Below are 22859 nucleotides of genomic sequence, written 5' to 3' on the forward strand. Positions count from 1 at the left end.
TTGGGAAGAGCCCGCTCGGCGGTGAGGCTCTCTTCGTCCGCTCTCCTTCCGCGCGACGAGCGCACCCGCGAGAGCTCGTGTCTCGTGTGACGAGGGCTCAGCGACCCCCGGCGTCCGCCGCAGCGGGTTCGCTCGGCGTCGCCGATCCCGCGTCCGCCTCCGCACCCGCCGGCGCCGCGATCGCCCCGGCCGCTCCGGGCGGGGCGCCGTCGCGCAGCGCGAGCTGGCCGCGGCGGCAGGTGTCGATGGCGGACGCGAGGATGCGCATCGCCTCCTGGGGCGCGTGGAAGCCGGACGAGTTCTCGGCCTCGGCGAAGTCGACGAAGAACTGGCACTTCCGCTGCGCCGCGCGCGCGTCCGCGAGCGCCTCGTCCGCCATGCCCGCCTCCTTCGCGCGGCGGATATCGCCGATCAGCGCGGTCACGGCGTCCATCGCCCGGTTGCGCGTCTCGAAGTGGCGCTCCTGGATCGTCTCCACGCGCTGCCGGAGCTCGTCCTCGGGCCACTTGTGGCACGTCTGGCACGCGCGGTTGATGTTGAGGAGCGGGCTCTGGATGTGGTGATCGGTCACCTTCGCTGCCCCCACCCGCTGGTACGGCATGTGGCAGTCCGCGCAGGCCACGCCGGAGCGGGCGTGGACGCCCTGATTCCACATCTCGAACTCGGGGTGCTGCGCCTTCAGCACCTTCGCGCCCGACTCGGCGTGCGTCCAGTCCGAGAAGCCCGTCTCCTCGTAATAAGCATAGATCTCGTCGACCTTGATGCCCTTCGCCCACGGGTACACGAGGCGCTTCTCCGGGCCCTTGAAGTGATACTCCACGTGGCACTGGCCGCAGACGTACGAGCGCATCTCCTGGCGCGTGGCCATCGTGTTGACGTCGTAGTCCTTCTCGCCCATCGACGCCTTGAGCGCGCGGATGCCCTCGAGGAACCCGGGCCGCGTCACCCTGAGCTGCATCGACTCCGGATCGTGGCAATCGATGCACGAGACCGGGTGCGTCACGAGCTTGCGCGCCTCGGGGAACGGCATCTGGTTCATCGCCTCCCACCCGCGCATGAGGTCGCCGCCGCCGAGCTTCTTGTACGGCACGTACACGGACGCGTGACAGTGGATGCAGGTGCCCGGCTGCTTCGTCGCGGCCTGCCGCTCGGTGTACACCTGGTCCTCGAGCATGTAGGCGTGCCCGCGCTCCTCGCGGAAGTCGCGTGAGAAGGCGTAACCGGCCCACATCGTCTTCAGCCGCCCGTCCTCCTCGAGCTTCGACTGCGCGACCACGCTGCGCGGATCGGCCTCTGTCGGCGTGCGCGGCACGGCCTCGCTCCCGCCGAAGCGCGTGCGCTTCTGGTCGACCGTGCGCCGGTAGCCGTCGTACTGGATGGGGAAGTTCTTCCCCCAGATCGCGGGGTCGTCTATCGTGTCGTCAAGCTCGACGACACGATAGAACGGGCTCTTCGCCTCCTGCTTGTGCTCGAAGATGTTCACGAGCAGCGCCGCGAGCCCGGCGGTCGCGACCGCCGCGGCGATCGTGATGAGCGGCAGGTAGCGCCGGAGCGCCGGCTGCGGCGGGCGCTTTGTCGTGGATCCTTCGTCCTTCGGCTCCGTCATCGTCTCCATTCCTCGTGCGGCGGGCGCGCCTCAGTGCAGGTGGCCCACCGATTCATGGCAGCGCACGCACGAGAGCCGGGGCGCGCCGCGGTGCTCGCTGTCGATCGCGTGCACGACGTCTCCGTGGCACCCGCGACAGGCCTCCTCCGTGATGCGCAGATTGCTGGGCTTGATCCGGATCGGGTCCGGGAAGCGACCCGTGGTGAAGCCGAAGGAGTGCCAGAACCCGTTCGACGCCTTCGTGGCATACTTGCCCAGGAACGTGTGGGGCGCGTGACAATCGTTGCAAACTGCCACGGCGCGGTGGCTCGAGCGCTGCCACCCGGCGAACTGCTCGTTCATGATATGGCAGTTGGCGCACGCCGCCGGGTCGTTCTGCAGGTACGAGGCGCCCTTTGCGTAGATGAACGTGTAGCCGCCGAGCCCGGCCGCCGCGCCGAGCGCGACGCAGAGCGCGAGCGGCAAGGCCCAGGTGAAGGCGCGCGTGCGGCGCGCTCTCTCGCGGACCGGGGGCTCCGGTGGCTCGCCTTGCTGTTGCCCTTCGGTCACGGGCTCCGCCTGATGGGTCATCGGTCGCGGCGCCGGTTTGCAAGGCAGGTGCCACCGAGCGCCGGCAGGGCGATGATCGACGGCCCGGCGGCGCGGCGGGCGCCGTGCGGACTCGGCACGAGGGCCGTGCGCCGGGAGCGCGGCGCCGAAACCGCATCCGAGGTTGCAAACCGTGCGCCGAGGTGCAGATTCCGCGCCGGCGGGGGCTCCCGGCGGCGGCTGTTCCCGCCGCGGCCCGGCTGCGCTAGTGGACCCGGGCCTGTGACCCGGGAAGGAGACGCTTCAGTGCACGCCCCGCAGCCCGCCGCCGACCTGCCTCCGGCCAACCACCGTATCCGGCTGCCGGACTTCACGCTGGGCGGCGCGCTCACGGCCGAGCAGCGGGATTTCCTCGACACCCACGGGTTCATCCGCTTCCGGGGCTTCGCCGGCCGCGACACGGTGCGCTCGCTCGTCGAGGAGGTGGAGGCCATCGATCGCCGGCTCATGGCGGAGGGGAGGACGCACATCAACGGCGTCCCGCTCATTCTCGGCACCCGGAAGGACGGGTCGCGCACCATCCAGCGCATGGTGTTCGCGTCGCTCTTCGGCGAGCGCCTCCGCGCGTTCCTGCGCGACCCGCGGTTCGGCGCGATCCTCGACGTCGCCGGGCCCGGCTACCGGATCGCCGAGCGGGAGCGCGACGGGCTCGTCATCAACCATTATCGTCACGAGGAGGGGTCGACGTACCAGCGCCTCGGCTGGCACACGGACAGCCTGCGTGACGTGTTCTATCTCGAGAAGCCGCGCCGCTACCTGAACGTCGGCTTCTATCTCGACGACTCGCCCGTCTCGAAGGGCGGCGTGCGGCTGATCCCGTCGTCGCATTGCCAGGGCCTCTTCGAGATGCTCACCCGCAAGGCGTATTTCCTCGACCACCGGCCCGACCCGGACGAGTACGCGCTCGAGGCCGAGGCGGGCGACCTCACGATCCACGACGGCCGCATCTGGCACCGGGTCGCGCAGGCCACGGCCACGGGCGACGCGAGCCAGCGGCGCGTGATGTACCTGCCGCTCATGTGCGGCCCGCTCAAGGAGAAGCACGAGAACAGCCCCACGCCGCTGTATTTCCGGTTCAAGCGGCTCGCGGGGTACTGAGCGCCTCGATGTCGATCACCATCGAGGAGGCGAGGAGCAGCGCGGATCTCACCGAGATCCTCGACCTGCCGCTGCGCCTCCACGCGGCCGATCCGGGCTACGTGCCGCCCCTCCGCCCGCTCGTCTTGCGGCGGCTCGACCCGAGGAACCCCTTCTTCCGCGAGGCGAGCCTCCGTCTGTTCCGCGCGCGGCGCGGGCGCGAGACGGTCGGGACGCTCTCGCTCCTCGTCGACGGGCGCCACGACCGCCACGGCGGCGAGCGCACGGCGTTCTTCGGCTTCTTCGAGTGCGAGCGCGATCCCGAGGCGGCGCGGGCGCTCTTCGGCGCGGTGAGCGAGCGCGCGCGGGCGCTCGGCGCGACCTCGCTGCGGGGCCCGCGCAACGTGACGCGGGTGGAGGACATCGGGCTCCTCGTCGAGGGGTACGGCTCCCGGCCGCCGATGCTCGCGGGCCATCATCCGCCGTATTACCGCGAGCTCGTCGAGGCCGAGGGGTTCTCGAAGCGCTATGACATGCTCGCCTACGACACCCCGCTCGTCGACGCCGCGGGCCGCCCCCGGGAGCTCCCCGAGGCCCTGCGCCGGAAGGCCGCGTCGGTGAGCCTTCCTGGCCTCGAGGTGCGCAGCGCGGCGGTTCACCGCATCTCGCGCGACATGGAGATCGCCCACGCCGTCTTCACCGAAGCGTACCGCGGCGTGCCGGAGGTCGTCCCGATGTCGCGCGCCGAGCTCGTGAGCCTGGGTCGCGCGTTCGTGCTGCTGGCGGGCCCGCGCCTCGTGCAGATCGCGACGGTGCGCGGCGAGCCCGCGGCGTTCGCCGTGTGCCTCCCCGAGCTGAACGAGGCGTTCGCGGCGGCGCGCGGGCGGCTCCTGCCGCTCGGGTGGGCGCGCGTCGCCTGGGCGCTCCGCCGCGTCCGGACGGCCAGCTTCAAGCTGATCGGCGTCGTGCCGGCGTTCCGGTCGACGGGCCTCCACGCGCTCCTCGTGCAGCGCGTGGTGGACGGCCTGCGGGCGGCCGGGTACGAGCGGCTCGAGGCCTCGTTGATCCACGAGGACAACGCCCCGATGCGGCATATCGTGGAGTCGGCCGGGTGCGCCATCTACCGGCGTTATCGCGTCTACGAGCGCCCGCTCGGAGGGAACAGGTGATATGACGACCGCTGCCCCGCACCCGAAGACGCCGTTCACGCCGTACCAGCGGCGGCTGTTCTGGTTCCTCAGCGTGGCCTCGTTCTTCGAGGGCTACGACTACCTGGCCCTCACGCAGATCTTGCCGAACATCGGCGCCGAGATGGGCCTCGCGGCCCGCCACGAGGGGCTCCTCATCGGGGTCATCAACTCGGGGACGATGATCGCGTACCTGCTCGTGCGCAAGGCGGACCAGTGGGGCCGGCGGCGGGTGCTCACGATCACGATCCTGGGCTACACGCTCTTCTCCGTGCTCACGGGGTTTGCGCCGAACGTCTATGTCTTTGCCGTCCTCCAGCTCCTCGCGCGCATCTTCCTCATCGGCGAGTGGGCGGTCAGCATGGTGTACGCCGCCGAGGAGTACCCGAGCGACCGGCGCGGCATGGTGATCGGCGTCATCCAGGCGTTCTCGAGCCTGGGATCCATCGTGTGCGCCGGGGTCGTGCCGCTGCTCCTCTCGACCTCGTACGGCTGGCGCAGCGTCTATTTCGTCGGCGGGATCCCGCTCCTGGTGATGGCGGTGGTCCGGCGCGGCCTGCGGGAGACGGCGCGCTTCGAGCAGGCGGCGGCCGCTCGGGAGGGGGAGGGCGCGCAGCCGCTCATGCGCATCTGGCGCTCACCGCACCGCGGGCGGATGCTGCAGCTCGCCCTCATCTGGGGGCTGACGTACGTTTGCACGCAGAACGCGGTGACGTTCTGGAAGACGTTCGCGATCCGGGAGCGCGGCTTCAGCGACGCCGAGGTGGGCGCCAGCATCACGTTCGCCGCGGTGGTCTCGATGCCGCTCATCTTCGCCTCGGGCAAGCTGCTCGACGTGATGGGCCGCCGCGCGGGCGCGGTGATCATCTATGTGCTGGCGGCGGCCGGCGTGCTCGGCGCCTACTCGCTGGGCTCGCGCGCCGGGCTCACGGTCGCGCTGGTCTTCGCCATCTTCGGCGCGAGCGGCGTGCTGCCCGTGCTGAACGCGTACAACTCCGAGCTCTTTCCGACGCACCTCCGGGCCGACGCGCTCGCCTGGTCCAACAACCTGCTCGGCCGGATCGGCTACATTCTCTCTCCCATCGGCGTGGGCGTCGCCGCGGAGCAGATGGGCTGGGGGCGGGCGGTGTCCGCGACGGCGATCTTCCCGGTGATCGCGCTGGCGCTCATCCTGTGGCTCCTGCCGGAGACGCGCGGGAAGGAGCTCGAGGAGACGGCGCGGGTGTAGTCGCCACGGTGGACTTTTCGGAGAATTCACAGGGAGGCGGGGAGACGGGGAGTAAAATCTCAGGAAAACTCCCCGCCTCCCCGCCTCCCTGTTCAATTTCCCGCTGTAAACGGGCACAAAATGAGCGGATTCCCCAGCCCCCGGTCCTCTGGTGGGGTGAGCCTCCACCTGGCGGCCGCGACCTCCAGGCCACGGCCTCCGACCCGGCGTCTCTGGCATTCCAGCCGACGTCTGGGCAGGTTCGATCCGGCGCTCGCTCCGCGATCGATCGCCGCTAATTAAGGTCATTCCGTGGCGATCGCGGCCGCCGGCGACGCCCCGCCCGGCCGACCCGCCGTGCTCGGAGCGCATGGATCGAGGATTGCAACTGAGGGATTGAGAGACGGAGGAGCGCGCTGGCGCTGTCGAACGATTCCCATCTCGAGTCGAGGGATGGGAAGAGCGCCTGCCCAGCATCCCCATCTCACGCGCGTGAAACCAGCGCGCAGAGCTGACGGCGTCGAGGCGCTGCGGCCGAGCGTGCGGTCGAGGGGGCGAGGGTCGCCCTCGCACGAACACAATCCGAGGTGAAGCATGTCGTCGGTCTCCATAAGAAATTCGATGATACTCCTCTGCGTCGCCCTGTCCGCGGGCTGCGCCGCGCCCGCCGAGAGGGACGCGCCGGAGGACACGGCGGTCGATTCGCAAGCCATCGAATGCGGCAAGGACTGCATCCAGGCGATGGTGAACAGGCAGCTCGCGCTGATGGGGGAGTTCGACAATGACGCCGAGTTCGACGCGTCGCTCCGGGAGCTCGTGGCCGCGGGCCCGGCGGTCGTCCCGGTGGTCGTGGGCGTCTATAAAGAGTGGTCGGTGTCCGCTTCGCCGGACCCCACGGTGCCGGCGAGGCCTGGCGAGATGCGCTGGCGGGCGGCTCATCTCCTCGGCCTGCTCGGCTTCCGCGACGGCATCGACCCGCTGAACGCCATCGCCACGAGCCCGCTCCCCGAGCCCGGCAAGGACGAGCACCTCTTCGCGGATGAATACCGCGTTCGCCTGCGTGCGATCGTCGGGCTCGAGCGCCTCCACGCCGCGGACGAGCTGAAGGCCATTCACTCCGCCGGCGACCTCCTGCGCACCCCGGCGGCGGCGAGCCTCTACGCGCTCGGGATCGACGTCGGCGGGATCAAGCTGGTCGATGCGCGGAAGGCGCTCGCGGAGGACATCGCCGATGCAAAAGATTACAACCCGAACCTCGGTCGACCGGCGCAGCCGGACAAGCCCGGGGATCGGAAATTCAAGGTGACGCCTCGGACCGACACGCCGTCCACCGCTCGATGAGGGGATTGACCATGAGAAACACGATCAGCGCCATTCTTGCGTCTTGCTTGCTCCTTGGTCTCGCCTCCGAGGCCCGCGCCGACACCTGCGACACGGTCAGGTCGACCGACCCCGGGGTGATGCAGGGCTTCTGGTGCACGCAGCCGTGGATCGACTTCTACTGGGATGCGTACGACTTCGACAAGGGGGACTGGGATAACGGCTTCGGCTGGGAGGCCGCGTGCGACCGGAGGAGGCCGCTGGCGCGCACGTTCCAGGCGATCCAGCTCGTCAACTACGCGTCGCCGAACGAGGCGCTCAAGACGAACGATTTCAGCGGCAACTTCCTGCGATGGGCCGGCAACTACACCATTCGCGAGTTCGACGAGCTGGACGCGCGGTGCGGGGACGGGTCGAAGCGAGCGCACACGACCTGGGGCCCGATCATCGACAACTACACGGATCTCTACATCCCGTTCTTCTACGACGAGAACGTCGTGGAGCGCGCCGGGACGCTGGTCCACGAGGCGCGCCACGCGGACTGGTGCGGTCACAGCGGCAACGATGGCAGCAACGCGTGTCCCGCGAAGAGCGACTCGTGCGACGAGAAGTACATGGACGGGTGCTCGGGGATCGGGTCGCCCAGCGGGAGAGGCGCGGCCGGCTACCAGGTCCTCTGGCTCTGGTGGTATGCTTTCGAGGCCGACGCGCAGCACAGCTCGTCGACGATGAAGGCCTTCGCGCGAGACGAGGCGAACCGGATCCTGAACACGATGCTCGACGTCGACCCCTGCTTCAACATCACGAGCAATGGTAGCAAGATCATCACGTGCTAGGAGGGCGGCGCTCGCCGGCTTCCTGTGGGGCGCGCTGTGCGTCGCCGGGTGCGCTGGTCATCCGGGCTCCGATATCCCGCCGGCGCCCTGGGCCCAGCTCGAGATGTACCGCGGCGCAGGCGAGGAGACCGTCCTCTGGATCGAGCTGAGCGGCACGTTCGAGGGCCACACGGGGCAGACGTCGCTCCGCGGAGAGCTCAGCGCCGCGCAGCTCGCGGGCCTCCGTGAGCTGTTCGGGGACGAGCGGATCGCGATCTACCGGAGCGACGCGCTGCCCACCGACGGGAGCGTCGACCTCACGGGCACCGCCGAGCGGCCGATCTTCCGCGTCGTGGTTCGCGAGGAGAGCGACCGGATCCGGGCGGGCTCGGAGAGGCTCCAGGCGTACTTCGCCGAGGGAGCGCAGCACGCCGAGACGAACCAGATGCTGCTGGTGGTCAAGGAGATCATCGCCCGGGCGACGCAGGTCCCGTAGCTCCGCCCGCCAGAAGGCCGGCCAGGGAAGAGTTGCTGGGTTGCGCGAAGAGCAAGACCGTTTACGTGGAAGATTCTCGCCGTACGACGGTGTGAAGCGCGGCGTGGGGCGCCCCGCGCGCCGGCTCCTCCGCATTCACGACGGCACGAGCACCGCTGCCCCGGAAAAGCGGCCGTTCCGCAGATCGTCGAGCGCGTCGTTGGCTGCCTCCAGCGGGTAAACGTTCACCTCCGTCCGCAGCGGGACTCTCGGCGCGAGCGCGAGGAACTCCTCGCCGTCCCTGCGTGTCAGGTTCGCCACCGAGCGCAGCACCCGCTCGCCCCACAGGATCGAATAGGGGAAGGAGGGGATATCGCTCATGTGGATTCCGCCGCACACCACGGTGCCGCCCTTGCGCACGGCGCGCAGCGCGGCCGGCACGAGCTCGCCGGCCGGGGCGAAGATCAGCGCCGCGTCGAGCTCCTCGGGCGGCGCGTCGGCGGAAGAGCCCGCCCATTCGGCTCCCATCGCCAGCGCGAACGCCCGCGCCGCGTCGTCGCCCGGCCGGACGAAGCCGAAGATGCGCCGCCCCTCGAAGCGGGACACCTGCGCCACCAGGTGGGCGGCGGCGCCGAACCCGTAGATCCCGATCCGCTCCGCGTCTGCCGCCATGCGCAGCGTTCTGTACCCGATGAGCCCGGCGCAGAGCAGCGGCGCGGCCGCGAGGTCCTGTAGGCCCGCGGGGACAGGGAAGCAGAAGCGCGCGTCCGCGACGGCGAGCTCCGCATAGCCCCCGTCGATCTGGTATCCGGTGAAGCGCGCCCGGTCGCAGAGGTTTTCCCGCCCTGCGCGGCAATGCGCGCACGCGCCGCAGGTCCACCCGAGCCAGGGCACGCCCACGCGCGCGCCCCGCGCGAACCGCGGCGCTTCGCCGGGCGAGGGCACCTCCTCGATGACCTCGCCGACGATCTGGTGCCCTGGCACGAGCGGCAGCCTGGCCTCCGGCAGCTCGCCGTCGACCACGTGCAGATCGGTGCGGCACACGGCGCAGGCGCGCACGCGGAGCAGCACCTCACCGGGCCCTGGCCGCGGGGCGGGCCGATCCTCCAGCACGAGCGGGCTCTTCGTGGCTTTCAGGACGAGGGCGCGCATGGTTGTGCGCCCAGGGTAATCCGCGTCCGCCGAGGAGCACGCGACGGCTCGTCTTTCCGTTGTTTCCGGGCGGCGCGCGCGGCTGCGCACCGTTCCGGGAGCGCGGGTGGCACGCTCGACGAGGCGATCCCCACGTGGAACGAGCTCGAGAGCGACCACCCGACGTTCCGCGGGGCGTTCGACTGGCAAATCCGACTCGATGGGAGCCTCGGGGGGTCGTTCGCCGACCGCATCGGCCCTCTCGTCGAGGACTGAAGCCGAGATCGCGCCGAGCGTGGCCGCCGGCGATCGGCCGCTCGCGCTCGCGGCGCCTCGGCGCACCGGAGCCGACGGCGAAGTGCGTTCTCAGGGGTTGATCGTGGCGACGAAGCTATGGAGACCCGCTGTGTAGGGGATCGGGCCGGTCCCGAAGTCCGCCTGCATGCTCGTGAAACCTGTGATTGCGACGGTGCCATTCGGAGACAGAGCGATGTCTGTCAGATAAAGGCCGGCCCCAGCACCCGGTAGAGAGTGGAAATCGAAGGACCAGAGCGATGTCCCGCTGTCATCGAGCTTGGCAAACCCCTTGGGCCCGGCGACGAACATACCGCCGGCAGGATCGAGGACGACCTTGTTGTGGTAGGGGACCGCGCGGCTGAAGATAACCTTACCTGAAGCGTCCAGCTTGAGCAGTATGGGAGACGCCGCCAGCGCACGGCCGTCGATGTCGACGGTCTCATCCACTAAGCCCGTCACGATCACCTCGTTCGCCGGGTTGACCGCCAGCGAATAGGCCGAAGTGTCGCCGAAGAGCTGGTGCTCGGACGCGAAGCTCCGTTGCCACAGCAGAGCACCCGTCGGCGCAAGCTTGGAGACGATGAACCTGGCCGAGGGATTTTCAGCCCAGATAACTCGGTCTGGGATCGCCACGAGCACGTTGTCGGCGCTGTCGACCGCGAGGCCTCCCTCGCTGACGCTGCGGGCAGATCCTCCTTGACCTGTCCTCCAGAGGAGAGAGGTGCCTCCGGCGCCAATCTTTGCCAGCCAATAATATTCATCCGCGGCGTAGAGTATGTACATGTTGCCGACGCTATCGATGGCGATTTGCGCCACTTCGTGGGGAAGGAAGCTGTCGGAGCTGACCTGGAAGCCATCGCTCCAGACGTGGTTGCCTTCAAGATCGAATTGAACCGCGAAGAGTGCGGACCGTTCGGCGGATCGGATGGCACCCCTGCCGAAATCTGGACCTGGATCCGCGGCGAATATGTCGCCTTCGTAGACTCCGGCGAGGAAGATGTTTCCGCTTTCGTCGATGGTCATGGCGGTGCTCTTATCATCGTGCTCGGTCCCGAAGCGCCTGCTCCAGATCAGCGAGCCGGAGGGAGCGAACTTGAGGAGGAAGATGTCGGATTGCCCTGCGCTGGTGAGAGGGCCGGCGCCGAAGTCGACGGTACCCTCGAAGTCGCCGGACACGTAGTAGTTTCCCCATGCGTCGCTCACGATGGACTGGGCCATGTCACGGCCAGGACCGCCAACTCCCCGTGCCCACGGCGGGACTTGGGGGCAATGGGGCACGCCGTCGCAGCTCTCGTCCACCGGCGTGGCGCAGAGCTCTGCAGCGGGGGTCACCTCGCCTGTACAGGGGCCGTAGCCGAGGCCATCGGAGCGACAGGTCTGCGTCCCGGTGGCGCACGGCCCGATGCCAGGGGTCCCGGCGGGGCCCGTGTAGCAGATGAGGACCGAGCCCGGCGTGCAGCCGCCGCCGCTGCCGCCCTCGCCGCCAGCGCCGCCCTCGCCGCCAGCGCCGCCCTCGCCGCCAGCGCCGCCAGCGCCGCCAGCGCCGCCGCTCTCAGCTTCGCAGTCGCCCTCGCCGTCGTCGCAGAAAAGGTCGAACGTGGCGACGAAGATGTCGCTACCTGCTGTGTAGGGGATCGGGCCGGTCCCGAAGTCCACCGACGCGAGCATGCTCCCGGCGACTGCCGCCGTGCCATTCGGAGAGATCGCGATGTCCTCCACGAGAGGATCAAAGCTGATCGATCCGATCTCCGTCCCGCTCGCGTCGAGGCGGGCAAGGCCGTGACCGGCGACGAGCATGCCACCGTCAGGGGCAAGGGTGATCTCGTCGCCGAAGCGAACCGATCGGCTGAAGAGATGCTGACCTGCTGCATCTAGCTTCAGGAGCACCGGCCCCTCGGGGAGCGCACCGCCGCCGAAGTCGACGGTCCCGTCGGTGAATCCCGTCACGAGGACCTCGTCCGCCGCGTTGACCACGACCGAGGCCGCTGCCGCGACGGATCCGCCGGTCGAGCTGGACGCGAACGAGCGTCGCCACAGCAGGGCGCCTGTCGGGGCGAACTTGGAGACGGTGAGCTCGAGCGGATCGGGGTGCAGCTCGGTAACCGGGCGCTCGGTCGCCACGAGCACGTTGCCGGCGCTGTCGATCGCGAGGCTTGCTGCCCCGCTGATGTCGTCTCCTGACAGAGGCTCTTGCCAGGAGAGGGCGGCACCGCCGGCGCTCACCTTTGCCAGATAGGTGGCATGGGGAGGAAGGGAGGGATCATAGGCGAGACTGTAGAGCATGTACACATTGCCGGCGCCATCGACGGCGGCTTGCGCTACCTTCACGGGGTAGGCGCCGGACTGGTCGGCCTGGAACCCGTTGCTCCAGATGTGGTTGCCTTCGGAATCGAACTGGGCCACGAAGAGCGCGGCGCCGGGGAAGTACTGAGCGTTGGGGGGCGCGAGAGGCTTTCCTCCGAAATCTGGGCCTGGTACCCAAGGAAACGTCATGCCGCCGTAGAGGCCAACGAGGAGAATGTCCCCGCTCTCGGCGACGGTCATGGTGGCGCTCTCATCGTCGTACTCGGTCCCGAAGCGCTTGCTCCAGATCAGCGAGCCGGAGGGGTCGAGCTTGAGGAGGAAGATGTCGGATTGCCCTGCGCTGGTGAGAGGGCCGGCGCCGAAGTCGACGGTCCCTTCGAAGTCACCCGAGACGTAGTAGTTGCCCGAGGCGTCGCTCACGATGGACAGGCCGCTGTCGTGGCCGGGGCCGCCGTATCCCCGCGCCCACGGCGGGACCCGGGGGCAATGGGGCACGCCGTCGCAGCTCTCGTCCACCGGCGTGACGCAGAGCTCTGCAGCGGGTATCACCTCGCCTGTACAGGGGCCGTAGCCGAGGCCATCGGAGCGACAGGTCTGCGTCCCGGTGGCGCACGGCCCGATGCCAGGGGTCCCGGCGGGGCCAGTGTAGCAGGCGAGGACCGAGCCCGGCGTGCAGCCGCCGCCGCCGCCGCCGCCGCCGCCGCTGCCGCCGCCGCTGCCGCCCGCCCCGCCGTCGCTGCCGCCGCTTCCGACGCTGGCGCCGCCGCCGCCGTCTGTGCCGCCGCTGCCGCCGCCGCCGTCTGTGCCGCCGCTGGCGCCGCCGCCGTCTGGGCCGCCGCCGCCGTCTGGGCCGCCACTGGCGGCCGCGCCGCTGCTGCCACCCGCGGGTTGGCAGTCATCTGCGCCGAGAAAGTCGAGTGCATGGCGAGTGCATGGCGTGGTACCACCGTCCGCGCTGGTGTCGCCGCCGTCCCCTGTCGCGCCTCCGCCCACCATTGGCCCGCACGCCGTGGAGGCGAGGGCAGATACGATGGTCAAGGCGGTCGAGATACCGAGGTTTATTCTGGGTGGCGCTGATCGGAGACGCACAAGATCTATGGCCATCTCAGCTTCGTTGCTCGGCATGGACAGAACATTCATGGCCTGCCATGAGGGCCCGACGAGAGGCCGGGCTGGCGAAGAGCCGCCCGCTTGTCGATGAGCTCAAGAAGGTGGCGAGCGCAAAATTCGTCTTGGGCGAGTTGCGACCGGTCTCGTTGCAGACCAGAAGCTGCCGCCCTCGGCGGCCGCTCGCGCCCGGCGCCGTGAGTCCGAGATCCGCCCCGGGCGGGGCGATCCACGGGAAGGCGCCGAACGCGCGGATGGACCGTGCACGCGCTGCCAGCGGGGTGTGCTGCGGGCTGTCCTGGGCTGAGCAGAGCTCAGTCGGTGGGGGCGCCCGCGCAGATCCAGTCGTTGATCGTCTTGATCTCGGCGTCGGGCAGCGACGAGCCCGGGGGCATCTTGCTCTCGTCAGGGTCGCACAGGCCGACATCCTTCAGCTTGTTCATGAGATAGCTGCTGCTCGGCATGAACGGCACGACCAGCGCCTGCTCGCGGGAGCAGGAGGCGGCGTCCTGATCGACGAGCGAGCCGACCGCCACCATCGTGCGGAGGTCGAGCCCGGCGGACGGCGACGTGGGGCTCCCGTGACAGAACTGGTTTGAGCAGCTCCTCTCCAGGATCGGCGCCACATCGGCGAAGGTCGCGGAGTCCGGGCCGCAGTTCGGATCGAGCGGAGGCGCGCCGCCTGCGCCCGTGCCGGTGGTGGTGGTGGTGCCGCCGCCTTCTCCCCCGGCGCCCGCGGTGGTGGTGCCGCCGCCTTCGCCTCCGGTGCCCGCGGTGGTGGTGCCGCCGCCTTCGCCTCCGGTGCCCGCGGTGGTGGTGCCGCCGCCCTCGCCTCCGGTGCCCGCGGTGGTGGTGCCGCCGCCCTCGCCGCCTGCGCCCGTCGTGGTGCCGCCACCCTCGCCTCCGGTGCCCACGGTGGTGCTCCCGCCGCCCTCGCCACCGCTGCCGCCGGTCCCCGTGGCGCCGCCCGACCCAGCGCTGCTGCTCGCCGACGTGCTCGTGCTGGCGTCCGAGCCTCCGCTGCCGTCGACCGATACGATCGTGGGCCTCCCGGTGCCGCTCGCGCAGAACCCCCACATCGTCGAGGCGCCCACCGCCAGCGTTCCGTTGTAGCCCTCATTGACGGCGTTCATCTGCCCGTTCGACTCGGTGATGCGCGCATTCCACGCGTGGTTCAACGTGGAGCCGTTGAGCCCGATGACCAGGCCCCAGGCGGTCGTCTCGCTGCTGCCCGTGTTCCTTATCGTCACGCTCGCGCAGTACCCGTTTCCCCAGTCCGACGGCACCGTGATCTCCGCCGTCATCGTGCCGTCCGGGCTCACCAGTCCGGAGCTCAAAGAATCGCTATTCTCATCGTTGCGAGGTCCAGCGCTGCAGGCGAGCAGGCTGCATGCCAACGAAGCAGAGATGTAGACAAGTAAGCGATTGGTACGCATTAAGGTTCTCCATGTCAGCTCAGCGGATTCGCGGGGTTCTGCTCAAGATGGATAAGTGAATCAAAAGACGCCCACGAGCTCCGCCGCTTCTTGGTGTAAGTTCGTCATTCCCTGCCGGTGATCTCTTGATCACGGCTGTGCTCGCCGGGTTATCCCGGCCGCGCGACGGCATTGTAGTCGTCCGCGCGCATCTCGCACATGAAATCACCGCGCGTGATGGGCTCAAACACGCAGTGATATCGAATTATCTCATGCGCGCTCCTTTGCAATTGCAAGCAGCGCGCCGGACCGCTCACCCGCTGCCTGCCACGCTGGGCTCCGCAGAGGCCGCCAAGTCGAGCTCGAGCCGCGGATCGAGCAGCACGGACGCGGGAGCCGTCCGGCGCGAAGGCGGCCGCGGTGCGGGCTGCTGTGGACGCGGGGACGACGAGGTCGAGATCGACCCGCAGAGGCCGCCGGCCGTGGGCGCCGCCGCCGGGCAACCAAGGGCTGGACCCCCCACGTTCCACAAAGACATCCACAGCCCGAGCCGGAGGTCACATGAAGTTTCGATTGTCCTGCCCCGCGGTAACATTCTTCCTCGCCACGTCGCTCCTGTCGTCCTGTGGCTCGAGGATCCGTCCGTGCGCTGGTTCTACTTCCAGGATCCGGACGGAACCACGCTCGAAGCGCGTTGTTGCCAGTCGCTGATCGATCGGGCTCGCCGCGTCACCCCGCCGGCAGGAACGCTTCGAGCTCATCGAGCACGCGCGGAACGACGGGCAGGCTCGGATCGGTATACGCCGCGTTCTGCGACGCATTCGAGAGCGTCGCTTCCTTGAGCGTGTGGCTCATCCCCTCGATGAGGACGAGCGCCGCGTCCGGCCGCGCGCCGGCGAGCAGCTCGGCGTCCTGCACCTGGACCTGGATATCGGTCGTCCCTTGCAGCAGGAGGACCGGCGCGGTCACGGCCTTGAGCTCCACCGCGGGGTCGAGCTTCATCCAGGAGATGATGTACGGCTGCACGCTCGGGCGAAACAGGCTCAGGAACAGCTCCGTTTGCGGGACATCCTCCACGAGCTCGCCCTCCTCGAGCCGGTCGAGGATCGCGTACGCCTTCTCGCGATCCTCGTCCGGCAGGCCGGAGAGCTGAGCGCGCAACACATCGCCGATGGGCCGGCCCGCGCCGGCGATCGAGACGTAGCCGTCGATCTCGACCGCCTGGGCGACAAGCATTCCGAGCAACGAGCCCTCGCTGTGCCCCACGACCGTGACCGTCGCGAACCTCCCGTCGTCGCGGAGCGCCTTCACCCACAGGCCCGCGTCGTCGGCGCCCATCTCGAAGCGCATCTCCTGCTCGGTGCGGGGCGCGGCGGAGACGCTCCCGCCGATCCCGGCCTTGTCGTAGCGGATCGACGCGATGCCCCTGTCCCGGAGGCCTTCCGCGAGGAGCTTGTACATGTCCGAAAGGATGCCCCCGGCGGCCTGGTTGCCGTCCCGATCCGTCGGCCCCGAGCCAGGGAGGATCACCACCGAGGGAAAAGGCCCGCACCCGGCCGGCACCTCGAGCGTGCCCGACAGCGTGCCGCGCGCGTTCTCCACCAGGAGGTCGACGCTGGCCGCCTCCGGACACGCCGGCTCGTTCGGCTCGTTCGGCTCGTTCGGCTCGTTCGGCTCGTTCGGCGCCGGGTCTGTCGCGCCCGGGAGCGCGCCGTCTCCGCCGGGAGACGACTCGCCCTCTCCGGCTCCGCAGCCTGCGCCGAAGGGCGACCACGCGAGCGCGGCCGCACACGACAGGACGAACACGGCGCGGCGCGCCGGGACCGGGAGATTCGAGCGCAGTGACATGACGATCCTCCGAGAAGCAAGGGAGAGAGCCGCGCCGCGAGGGCGCACCGGTGCGTCTTCGCGGCCGAGCGAGCATCGCTGGGCGCGCGCCGCGTGAACCGGGCGGCGCGCGATGGAATGGATGGAGTCAGCCGAGGTGCGCGAGCGCGACCTTCGAGACGATCTCCGAGACGAGCACGAGGCCGATGAGCCCTGCAATCAGCCGAGCGCCCCGCAGCCCGGAGGCGTTCTTGAAGCCCTGGGTCAGGAGCGTCAGGAACCACACGAGGCACAGCGTGGCCAGGACGGCGGACACGGCCAGCTCGGGCGTGAGCCTGGGCGCGCCCGCCGGCGGCTCCGGGGCGAGCAGGCCGAGCGCGATCGCCGCGAGCGCGAGCGGCGCGCGCGAGAGCCCGATCACGCCGAAGAAATCGACGATCCGCACGCGGCACCGCAGGAGCCGCGCGTACGCCCAGAAGAGCAGGGCGGGCAGGGGCCACACGACGACCTGCTCCAGGAGCGCCGTCGTGTACGGGATGACCTGTGGCGCCGTGTGCAGATCGAGGAAGCCGTCGAAGCGAACGCCGAGCCGCGTGACGGCGACGCTCAGCGCAGCGACCGCGAGCCCTGCCACGGCCGCGGCTTCCCCGCCGAAGCGCTCGAACGGATCCAGCGCGAGCCGCCATCCGGTCCGGGGAGGCCGCGGCGACAGCGTCGCCAGCAGCCGCTCGCCCTCCGCAGGCTTGATCACGCGGTCGCGTACGAGCGCGCGCACCCTCTCGTCGGGCGTGGTCATCATCATAGCCCCACCTTTCTCAGCGCCTCCTCCGCCTCCTTCGCGGAGAGCCGCCCATGCTCGAGCGCATCCAGGATCTCGTGCCGGCGCTGCTGAACGTCCTGCTCCAGCGCTTCCAGCCGGCCGATGATCTCGTCGAGCCGGTTGCGCACCGTCGGGTAGCTGATCTGAAGAAGCTGAGACATCGCCTTCAGGCTCCCCGACGACCGCACGAAGGCGGTCACGAAGGCGAGATCGTCCGGCGACAGCTGGAGCAGCGCCGGGATCTCGAACTGACCATCCAGGTTGGTTCCACAGGCCTGGCAGCCGAGCCGCGTCGCGCGCAGCTCGCCGTCGCAGCTCGGGCATCGAACGACAAATCTTGCCACGGGACGAGGTTATTATCGCCCGACGATCAACAATGTCAATGTGTGGATAAACAAAATTGATTCAAAAATCAATTTTGTGAGGCGCGGCCGAGCTCGTGGCCCGCGCGGCGCCGCTCGCGCCGGCTCAGCGCCGCTCGCGCCGGCTCAGCGCCGCTCGCGCCGGCTCAGCGCCGCTCGCGCCGGCTCAGCGCCGCTCGCGCCGCCGCGCGAACGCGAGCGCGACGACGAGCCCGGCGACGGCCAGCGGCGCGGGGCCCGCCGGCGAGCCGGCGGCGCGGCAGCTGCAGCCGCCGTCGTCGCCCTCCTCGTCCGCGCCCTCGTCCGAGCCGCCGGTCCCCGCGCCGGTGCCGGTGGCGCCGGCACCGGAGGTCGCGCCCGCGGAGGTCGACGTGACGGAGCCGCTCGCGGCGCCGCCGCCTGCGCCGCCGCTGCCGCTCGTCGCGCCGCCCGCGCCGCCCGCGCCGCCGACGCTCTCGTTCCCGCCCGTCCCCCCGCCGCCCGCGCCCCCGGCGCCGCCTTCCCCGGAGGAGGGCAGTGCGGGACGGACGTCCTCGAGGGTGTCCCCCTCCACGGCGTCATCGAGGACGATGATGGGGCTGTCCCTGAACTCGGCCGGGTTGCGCAGCAGGCCGATCTGCGTGAAGTGCGCGTTGCCGTCGGCGAGGGTCTGCGCCTGGCCCCCGGTGACGACCTGCTCGCCGTCGAACCACACGTCGACGGAGCCCTGGCTCGCGTTCGTCGACCACTTGATGTGCAGCGCGATGCGGTGCCACACGCCGGGCGTCACCGCGGAAGCCGCCTCCCAGTGCACCTTGTTCGCGGGCTTGCGGGTGGCGAAGCTGATCTTCTGTCCCACGACCTCGAACGACATCACCTGATTGTAGGTCTGGTCCGACTCCCAGTACCCGATCTGCGTCGGCGGGTCCGCCGCGAGCGCCTCGGGGAGATAGAAGCTCCAGGCGAAATACGTATCGTCGCCCTCGGCCGTGCGCCCGGCAGCGGGCTTGTGGTTCAGCTCGACGCGTTTGATGCCGTTGTTGGGCCACACGGCGTCGTTGGTGAGCTGGATCTGCCCGGCCCGCGTGCCCTGCAGGACAGGCGACGTCACCACCGAGATGCGCTCGCCGTTCAGCGACGTTGTCCACTGGGACAGGTCGCCCGTCTCGAAGTCTCCGGTCCAGACCGGCGCCGCCGAGGCGCCCGTCGTGACGGTCACGGCCAGCGCGGCGGCGGGCAAGGCGGAAAGCAGGAAGCGCGACCGCCGCCCGAGCAGCGCTCGGCAGCGAGCAAGAAGGGTACGATGTGCGGTAAGGTGAGCTGTTGAAGTCATGGCCGGAATTCCATGACGTTTCCGTCCCGCCGTCAACCGCGAAGCCTCCGAGCCCAGCGGAGCGGACGCCGCTCGGGCCGCCGGCCCTTCACGAAGGTCGCGAGGGGGGGTTGCGGAGGAGGCGCGGCCGCGGGCGCCTCAGGTGGAGAGCTCGATCCACAGCGCCTGCGTCTGCCGCGACGGCAGGTGGATCAGGCGCTCTCCGGTGTTGAGGGCGTTGCCGGGGCAGGTCCAGGGTTCGAGGCAGACGAAGTCCTTGCCTTGCAGGGTCCACACGACCCAGTGGGTGAACTCGGGCGATCCGCGGACCGCGATGCGCGCGGCCGGGGGGCCCTCGATCGAGAGCGCGCTCTCGGTCGAGCCGTGGTCGAGCAGGTGGAGATCGACCTCGGGCCGGGTCAGGTCGAGGCCGGAGAAGGGCACTTCCTGCTTCGTTGTGTTGTCGAACGCGCGCGTCGCCCGCGTCTCGATCGAGGCCCCGGGCTTGTCGGCTTGCGAGACGGCGAAGTAGGGGTGGAACCCGACCCCGAAGGGCATCGGCGGCGCGCCCTCATCGCTCTCGTTGGTCACGCGGACATCGATCCGGAGCGCCGTGCCGCGCAGCGTGTAGGTGAGCTCGGTGCGGAAATCCCAGGGGTACTGCGCGCGCGTCGCCTCGCTGGAGCGCAGCGCGAGCCGGGCGTAGGCGCCGCCGGGCGCGGCGGTCCCGTGGTCGTCGAGCGACCAGGGCAGGGTGCGGGCGAAGCCGTGCTGCCGCATCTGGCCGTGCGCGCCGGAGGACGACCAGGCGTCGCCGGCGAGCTTGCCCGGGGATGGGAAGAGCACGGGGTTGCCGCCGCGCACGTTGGCGCTGCGATCCTCGAAGGTGGCGCGATCGAGGTAGAGCAGCTCGCGCCCGCCGAGGGTCAGCTCCGCCAGGATCCCGCCGCGCGACGGCGCGAGCACGGCGCGGCTCGAGGCGCCGCTGTCGGCGAGCTCCACGGTGGGGATCGCACCTTCGATCTGCTTCACGCTGAACATGACGCCTCCGCTCTCTCCATCACCTGCGCAGCCACTCGAGCAACCCGACGAGCAGCGCGAGCGCCGCGATCGGCAGCGCGATCCACCCGAGGACCGTCGCCCAGCCCCGGCGGAGCGAGCGGCCGCCGCGATCCTCGCACGCGAGGCAGATCGCCCAGACGCGCGCGCCGCCCTCGGTGAGCACGCAGCAGTCGCCGCACACGGGCGTGTGGCAGCGCGCGCACGGCCCCGCTGCCTCGGCGCCGCAGCGCCCGCAGCGCGCGACGGACCCGCCGCCGCCGTCGTGGAAGATCAGGCCGCCGGACATGGGGCTGCGCTACCCGGCGGCGAGCACGGGCTCATCGAGCGACCGCGAGCGCGCGGCGAGCACCGTGGCGAGCACCGTGGATCGATGGCCTCGTCGACGGGCACGGGCGCCTCAGCGCAGGCCGGGGAGGGGCAGGCCCGGCAGCGAGTTCCCGAGCACCGTGACGAGCTGCTCCTGCGTGATCGTCCCCGCGAGGCGGAACGGTAAGTCCACGTTGAGCGTCTCCCCGCCGATCGCGACGGTGCCGTTCACCTGATACGGCACACCCCGGCTCTGCGCCGCCAGCGTGGCGATGCTGGTGAGATCCTGCCACTTCACCGAGAGCGGCGCGTCGATCCGCGTCCACTTCTTCGCGGCCAGCTTGAGCGGCGTGGGCACGGTGACCGTGCCGACGTCGATCTTGCCGTCGAGCAGCACGGTCGCCTTCATCGAGCGCGTCGTGAGATCGATGCTGTTCGGGTTGTACGCCTGGATCTGGACCCGGAGATCGATGCCCTGGGCCGTGACGGCGGTCACCGCAGCGACCTCGGGCCTGAGCGTCGGCGGCTCGGGGCGCGAGCACGCGACAAGGGACAGGGCGGCGGCGAGGAGCAGCGATCGCACGGGGGAGATGTTGCGCGGATCTCCATGGAGCTCAACGGAAATCGGGCGCGCCCCCGGCCGCGCCGCGCGCCGCGCGCGGTCCGCTGTCCGCCGGCGAGCGGGCGGCTCCGCCTCGCGCGCCCGCCCGCACCTCCGTCCGCGCGGGAACCCTCCCGATCTGCTATTCCCGGCGTATGGGCATCCTCCCGCTGGCCGAGCGACTCGCCAAGAGGGCGCTGAACCGATCCGGGGTGCAGAGCCGCTGGGTCGACACGTCGGTCTGCCGGCTGCACCTCTACGATGCTCCGGGCACGGGCCCGCTCCCGACCGTGGTCCTGCTCCACGGCATCGGCTCCTCGGCGCTCCCGTACGCGCCGGTGCTCCAGCGCCTGCGGCGGCGCGCCCGCCGCGTCATCGCCGCGGAGGCGCCGGGGCACGGGTGGAGCGCGACGCCCGCGTCGGCGTTCACGCCGGAGTGCCTCACCACCGCCATGAACGAGCTGCTCGACCGCGAGCTCGACGAGCCGGCCGTCGTCGTCGGCAACTCCCTCGGCGGCGCGGTCGCGGTGAGCTACGCCCTGAGCTCCCCGGACCGCGTGCGCGCGCTGGTGCTCGCGTCGCCGGCCGGCGCCTGCATGGAGCAGGACGAGCTCGCGCAGCTGCTCGGCACGTTCAAGCTGCGGTCGCGGGCCGACGCGCACGCGTTCTTCGCGCGCCTTTACCACCGCGTGCCGTGGTTCACGCCGCTGGTCGCCGGCGACGTCGTGCGGATGTTCTCGCGCGAGACCATCGTCTCCTTCACGAGCTCGACCCGGTGCGACCACGCGTTCACGCCCGAGCAGCTGCGGTCCCTGTCGATGCCGATCCTGCTGATCTGGGGCCGCTCGGACCGCCTCATGCCGGGCGGCAACCTCGAGTACTACCGGCGGCACCTCCCGCCGCACGCGGAGATCGAGGAGCCCGAAGGCGTCGGCCACTGCCCGCACGTCGACGACCCGCGCCGCTTCGCCGAGCGGGTCGCCGCGTTCGCGCGGGAGGTGCTCGCGAGGCCAGCGGGCGCGCCCGGGCCGGCGGCTCCCGGCGCGCCGCCCGCGTCAGGCGTCCTCGGGGAGCGCGCCGTGCCGCTTGAGCAGGGCACGGGTCAGGCTGCGACGTAGCGGCATGATCCGCTTGCTGTCGCTGCTCTTGCCGAGGAGCACGGTCGCGTAGACGTAGGTGTCCGCCCCGCGCTCGACGTAACCGACCAGCCAGCCGGTGCTCGATCGCTCGTCGACCTCCATCCCCGTCTTGCCGCGCAGCGTGTACGCCGGCGTCTGCTCCAGCACGATGAGCCGCTTCACGATGTCCAGGCTCCTCGCCGAGCAGGGCAACGAGCCGGCGTGGAGCCGCCGCAGGAAGTCGATCTGCTCGTGCGGCGAGATGCGGAGCCCTCCGGTCAGCCAGAACCTGTCGATGCCGCCCGAGATGTCGCGGTTGCCGTAGCCGAACGCGTCGAGGTGCGCCTGCATGCGCTCGGGCCCGATCCGGCGCGCGACCTCCTGGTAGAACCAGACGACCGAGTGCTTCATCGCCGACGCGAGATCGTGATCGCGGTTCCAGTCGGGGATGCTGCGCTTCACGCCGTCCCACCGCAGCGAGAAGCGCTCATCCGGGATGACCCCGGTCTCCAGGCCGATGAGCGTGTTCGGGATCTTGAAGGTCGAGGCGGGGACGTACCGCGCCGCCGCGCGATCCGGGTTCACGACGCGGGTGACGCCCCGCGCGGCGTCGAAGAGGACGAACGCGCCGTCCACGCCCTCCGCGCGGAGGAGCGCCGCCCCGCCCTCGTCGACCTCGGTCCTCGCCGCGGGCGCCGCGGCGGCCGCGTCCGCCTCCGGCGCGGCCGCCGGCGCGGCCGCCGGCGCGCCCTGCCCCGGGGCGGCGGGCGGCGGCGTCGCTTCGCTGCCCGGCGGTGGCGGCGGAGGTGGCGCTGGCGGCGGCGGCGCCGTGGCGCAGGCGCTCGCCGCCGCGAGGAGCGCCGGGAGAGCGCAGCCGAGGAGGGGACGCGCGGCCGCGACGGCGCGCCGCGCGAGGCAGGAGGAAGGCAGAAAGAGCATGGCG

At 70.6% G+C, this 22859-nt stretch carries 20 protein-coding genes; 7 read left to right on the forward strand and 13 right to left on the reverse strand.

The features are described from left to right. Positions 1-97 precede the first annotated feature (97 nt). Positions 98-1606: an ammonia-forming cytochrome c nitrite reductase subunit c552 gene (locus tag WMF36_RS07770; RefSeq protein ID WP_437578973.1), complete on the reverse strand. Its 1509-nt coding sequence runs from the start codon at positions 1604-1606 to the stop codon at positions 98-100. 30 nt (positions 1607-1636) lie between these two features. Beyond that, positions 1637-2176: a cytochrome c nitrite reductase small subunit gene (nrfH, locus tag WMF36_RS07775; RefSeq protein WP_437578974.1), complete on the reverse strand. Its 540-nt coding sequence runs from the start codon at positions 2174-2176 to the stop codon at positions 1637-1639. A gap of 264 nt (positions 2177-2440) precedes the next feature. Here nrfH and WMF36_RS07780 point away from each other — a divergent pair, with 264 nt between their 5' ends. The 6 genes from WMF36_RS07780 to WMF36_RS07805 all read left to right on the forward strand — a co-directional run bounded on the left by WMF36_RS07780 (position 2441) and on the right by WMF36_RS07805 (position 8296). Next, positions 2441-3292: a phytanoyl-CoA dioxygenase family protein gene (locus WMF36_RS07780; RefSeq protein ID WP_437578975.1), complete on the forward strand. Its 852-nt coding sequence runs from the start codon at positions 2441-2443 to the stop codon at positions 3290-3292. Positions 3293-3300: 8 nt separating this feature from the next. Further along, a complete protein-coding gene (locus WMF36_RS07785; protein ID WP_437578976.1) occupies positions 3301-4440 on the forward strand; it encodes a hypothetical protein in 1140 nt (379 codons plus the stop codon). Position 4441: 1 nt separating this feature from the next. Continuing rightward, positions 4442-5686 (forward strand): MFS transporter, encoded by a 1245-nt coding sequence (locus tag WMF36_RS07790; RefSeq protein WP_437578977.1) that lies wholly within the window; start codon positions 4442-4444, stop codon positions 5684-5686. A 600-nt stretch (positions 5687-6286) separates the two neighbouring features. Further along, positions 6287-7006: a hypothetical protein gene (locus WMF36_RS07795; protein ID WP_437578978.1), complete on the forward strand. Its 720-nt coding sequence runs from the start codon at positions 6287-6289 to the stop codon at positions 7004-7006. Between the two features lie 11 nt (positions 7007-7017). Continuing rightward, positions 7018-7821 (forward strand): hypothetical protein, encoded by an 804-nt coding sequence (locus WMF36_RS07800; protein ID WP_437578979.1) that lies wholly within the window; start codon positions 7018-7020, stop codon positions 7819-7821. Then, a complete protein-coding gene (locus WMF36_RS07805; RefSeq protein WP_437578980.1) occupies positions 7796-8296 on the forward strand; it encodes a hypothetical protein in 501 nt (166 codons plus the stop codon). Before WMF36_RS07800 ends, WMF36_RS07805 begins: the two co-directional genes overlap by 26 nt. A 135-nt stretch (positions 8297-8431) precedes the next feature. On the opposite strand, the gene WMF36_RS07810 is transcribed toward WMF36_RS07805, so the two are convergent. The 10 genes from WMF36_RS07810 to WMF36_RS07855 form a co-directional block, all read right to left on the reverse strand. Next, a complete protein-coding gene (locus tag WMF36_RS07810) occupies positions 8432-9427 on the reverse strand; it encodes a zinc-dependent alcohol dehydrogenase family protein (protein WP_437578981.1) in 996 nt (331 codons plus the stop codon). Positions 9428-9772: 345 nt separating this feature from the next. Beyond that, complete coding sequence (locus tag WMF36_RS07815; protein WP_437578982.1) at positions 9773-13147, reverse strand: hypothetical protein; 3375 nt, start codon at positions 13145-13147, stop codon at positions 9773-9775. Between the two features lie 281 nt (positions 13148-13428). Beyond that, positions 13429-14451, reverse strand: a complete 1023-nt coding sequence (locus tag WMF36_RS07820; protein WP_437578983.1) for a cellulose binding domain-containing protein — start codon at positions 14449-14451, stop codon at positions 13429-13431. A gap of 807 nt (positions 14452-15258) precedes the next feature. Further along, on the reverse strand, positions 15259-16377 hold the full coding sequence (locus WMF36_RS07825) for an alpha/beta hydrolase (protein ID WP_437578984.1): 1119 nt from the start codon (positions 16375-16377) through the stop codon (positions 15259-15261). Between the two features lie 127 nt (positions 16378-16504). Next, the gene (locus WMF36_RS07830) at positions 16505-17158 is read right to left on the reverse strand and encodes a YIP1 family protein (protein ID WP_437578985.1); all 654 of its coding nucleotides are present in this window, start codon (positions 17156-17158) and stop codon (positions 16505-16507) included. Beyond that, complete coding sequence (locus tag WMF36_RS07835; protein ID WP_437578986.1) at positions 17155-17520, reverse strand: DUF2089 domain-containing protein; 366 nt, start codon at positions 17518-17520, stop codon at positions 17155-17157. Before WMF36_RS07835 ends, WMF36_RS07830 begins: the two co-directional genes overlap by 4 nt. A gap of 184 nt (positions 17521-17704) precedes the next feature. After that, positions 17705-18757 (reverse strand): heparin lyase I family protein, encoded by a 1053-nt coding sequence (locus tag WMF36_RS07840; RefSeq protein WP_437578987.1) that lies wholly within the window; start codon positions 18755-18757, stop codon positions 17705-17707. A gap of 231 nt (positions 18758-18988) precedes the next feature. Then, entirely contained in the window at positions 18989-19870 is an 882-nt protein-coding gene (locus WMF36_RS07845; RefSeq protein WP_437578988.1) for a galactose mutarotase, read from the reverse strand. A gap of 19 nt (positions 19871-19889) precedes the next feature. Continuing rightward, positions 19890-20177, reverse strand: a complete 288-nt coding sequence (locus tag WMF36_RS07850; RefSeq protein WP_437578989.1) for a hypothetical protein — start codon at positions 20175-20177, stop codon at positions 19890-19892. A gap of 111 nt (positions 20178-20288) precedes the next feature. Further along, the gene (locus WMF36_RS07855) at positions 20289-20780 is read right to left on the reverse strand and encodes an LEA type 2 family protein (protein ID WP_437578990.1); all 492 of its coding nucleotides are present in this window, start codon (positions 20778-20780) and stop codon (positions 20289-20291) included. 173 nt (positions 20781-20953) lie between these two features. Here WMF36_RS07855 and WMF36_RS07860 point away from each other — a divergent pair, with 173 nt between their 5' ends. After that, a complete protein-coding gene (locus WMF36_RS07860; protein WP_437578991.1) occupies positions 20954-21916 on the forward strand; it encodes an alpha/beta fold hydrolase in 963 nt (320 codons plus the stop codon). Here the strand turns inward: WMF36_RS07860 and WMF36_RS07865 are convergent. Then, complete coding sequence (locus WMF36_RS07865; RefSeq protein ID WP_437578992.1) at positions 21854-22855, reverse strand: penicillin-binding transpeptidase domain-containing protein; 1002 nt, start codon at positions 22853-22855, stop codon at positions 21854-21856. The genes WMF36_RS07860 and WMF36_RS07865 overlap by 63 nt on opposite strands. Positions 22856-22859 lie beyond the last annotated feature (4 nt).

The sequence above is a fragment of the Sorangium sp. So ce887 genome (genome assembly GCF_051521455.1).
Taxonomy (GTDB): domain Bacteria; phylum Myxococcota_A; class Polyangia; order Polyangiales; family Polyangiaceae; genus Sorangium.

Bases quoted from the DNA above. Each gene is read 5' to 3' on its own strand.
- WMF36_RS07770 (WP_437578973.1), bottom strand. From the start codon at position 1,606: ATGACGGAGCCGAAGGACGAAGGATCCACGACAAAGCGCCCGCCGCAG.
- nrfH (WP_437578974.1), bottom strand. From the start codon at position 2,176: ATGACCCATCAGGCGGAGCCCGTGACCGAAGGGCAACAGCAAGGCGAG.
- WMF36_RS07785 (WP_437578976.1), top strand. From the start codon at position 3,301: ATGTCGATCACCATCGAGGAGGCGAGGAGCAGCGCGGATCTCACCGAG.
- WMF36_RS07790 (WP_437578977.1), top strand. From the start codon at position 4,442: ATGACGACCGCTGCCCCGCACCCGAAGACGCCGTTCACGCCGTACCAG.
- WMF36_RS07795 (WP_437578978.1), top strand. From the start codon at position 6,287: ATGATACTCCTCTGCGTCGCCCTGTCCGCGGGCTGCGCCGCGCCCGCC.
- WMF36_RS07800 (WP_437578979.1), top strand. From the start codon at position 7,018: ATGAGAAACACGATCAGCGCCATTCTTGCGTCTTGCTTGCTCCTTGGT.
- WMF36_RS07805 (WP_437578980.1), top strand. From the start codon at position 7,796: ATGGTAGCAAGATCATCACGTGCTAGGAGGGCGGCGCTCGCCGGCTTC.
- WMF36_RS07810 (WP_437578981.1), bottom strand. From the start codon at position 9,427: ATGCGCGCCCTCGTCCTGAAAGCCACGAAGAGCCCGCTCGTGCTGGAG.
- WMF36_RS07815 (WP_437578982.1), bottom strand. From the start codon at position 13,147: ATGAATGTTCTGTCCATGCCGAGCAACGAAGCTGAGATGGCCATAGAT.
- WMF36_RS07825 (WP_437578984.1), bottom strand. From the start codon at position 16,377: ATGTCACTGCGCTCGAATCTCCCGGTCCCGGCGCGCCGCGCCGTGTTC.
- WMF36_RS07830 (WP_437578985.1), bottom strand. From the start codon at position 17,158: ATGATGATGACCACGCCCGACGAGAGGGTGCGCGCGCTCGTACGCGAC.
- WMF36_RS07845 (WP_437578988.1), bottom strand. From the start codon at position 19,870: ATGTTCAGCGTGAAGCAGATCGAAGGTGCGATCCCCACCGTGGAGCTC.
- WMF36_RS07850 (WP_437578989.1), bottom strand. From the start codon at position 20,177: ATGTCCGGCGGCCTGATCTTCCACGACGGCGGCGGCGGGTCCGTCGCG.
- WMF36_RS07860 (WP_437578991.1), top strand. From the start codon at position 20,954: ATGGGCATCCTCCCGCTGGCCGAGCGACTCGCCAAGAGGGCGCTGAAC.
- WMF36_RS07865 (WP_437578992.1), bottom strand. From the start codon at position 22,855: ATGCTCTTTCTGCCTTCCTCCTGCCTCGCGCGGCGCGCCGTCGCGGCC.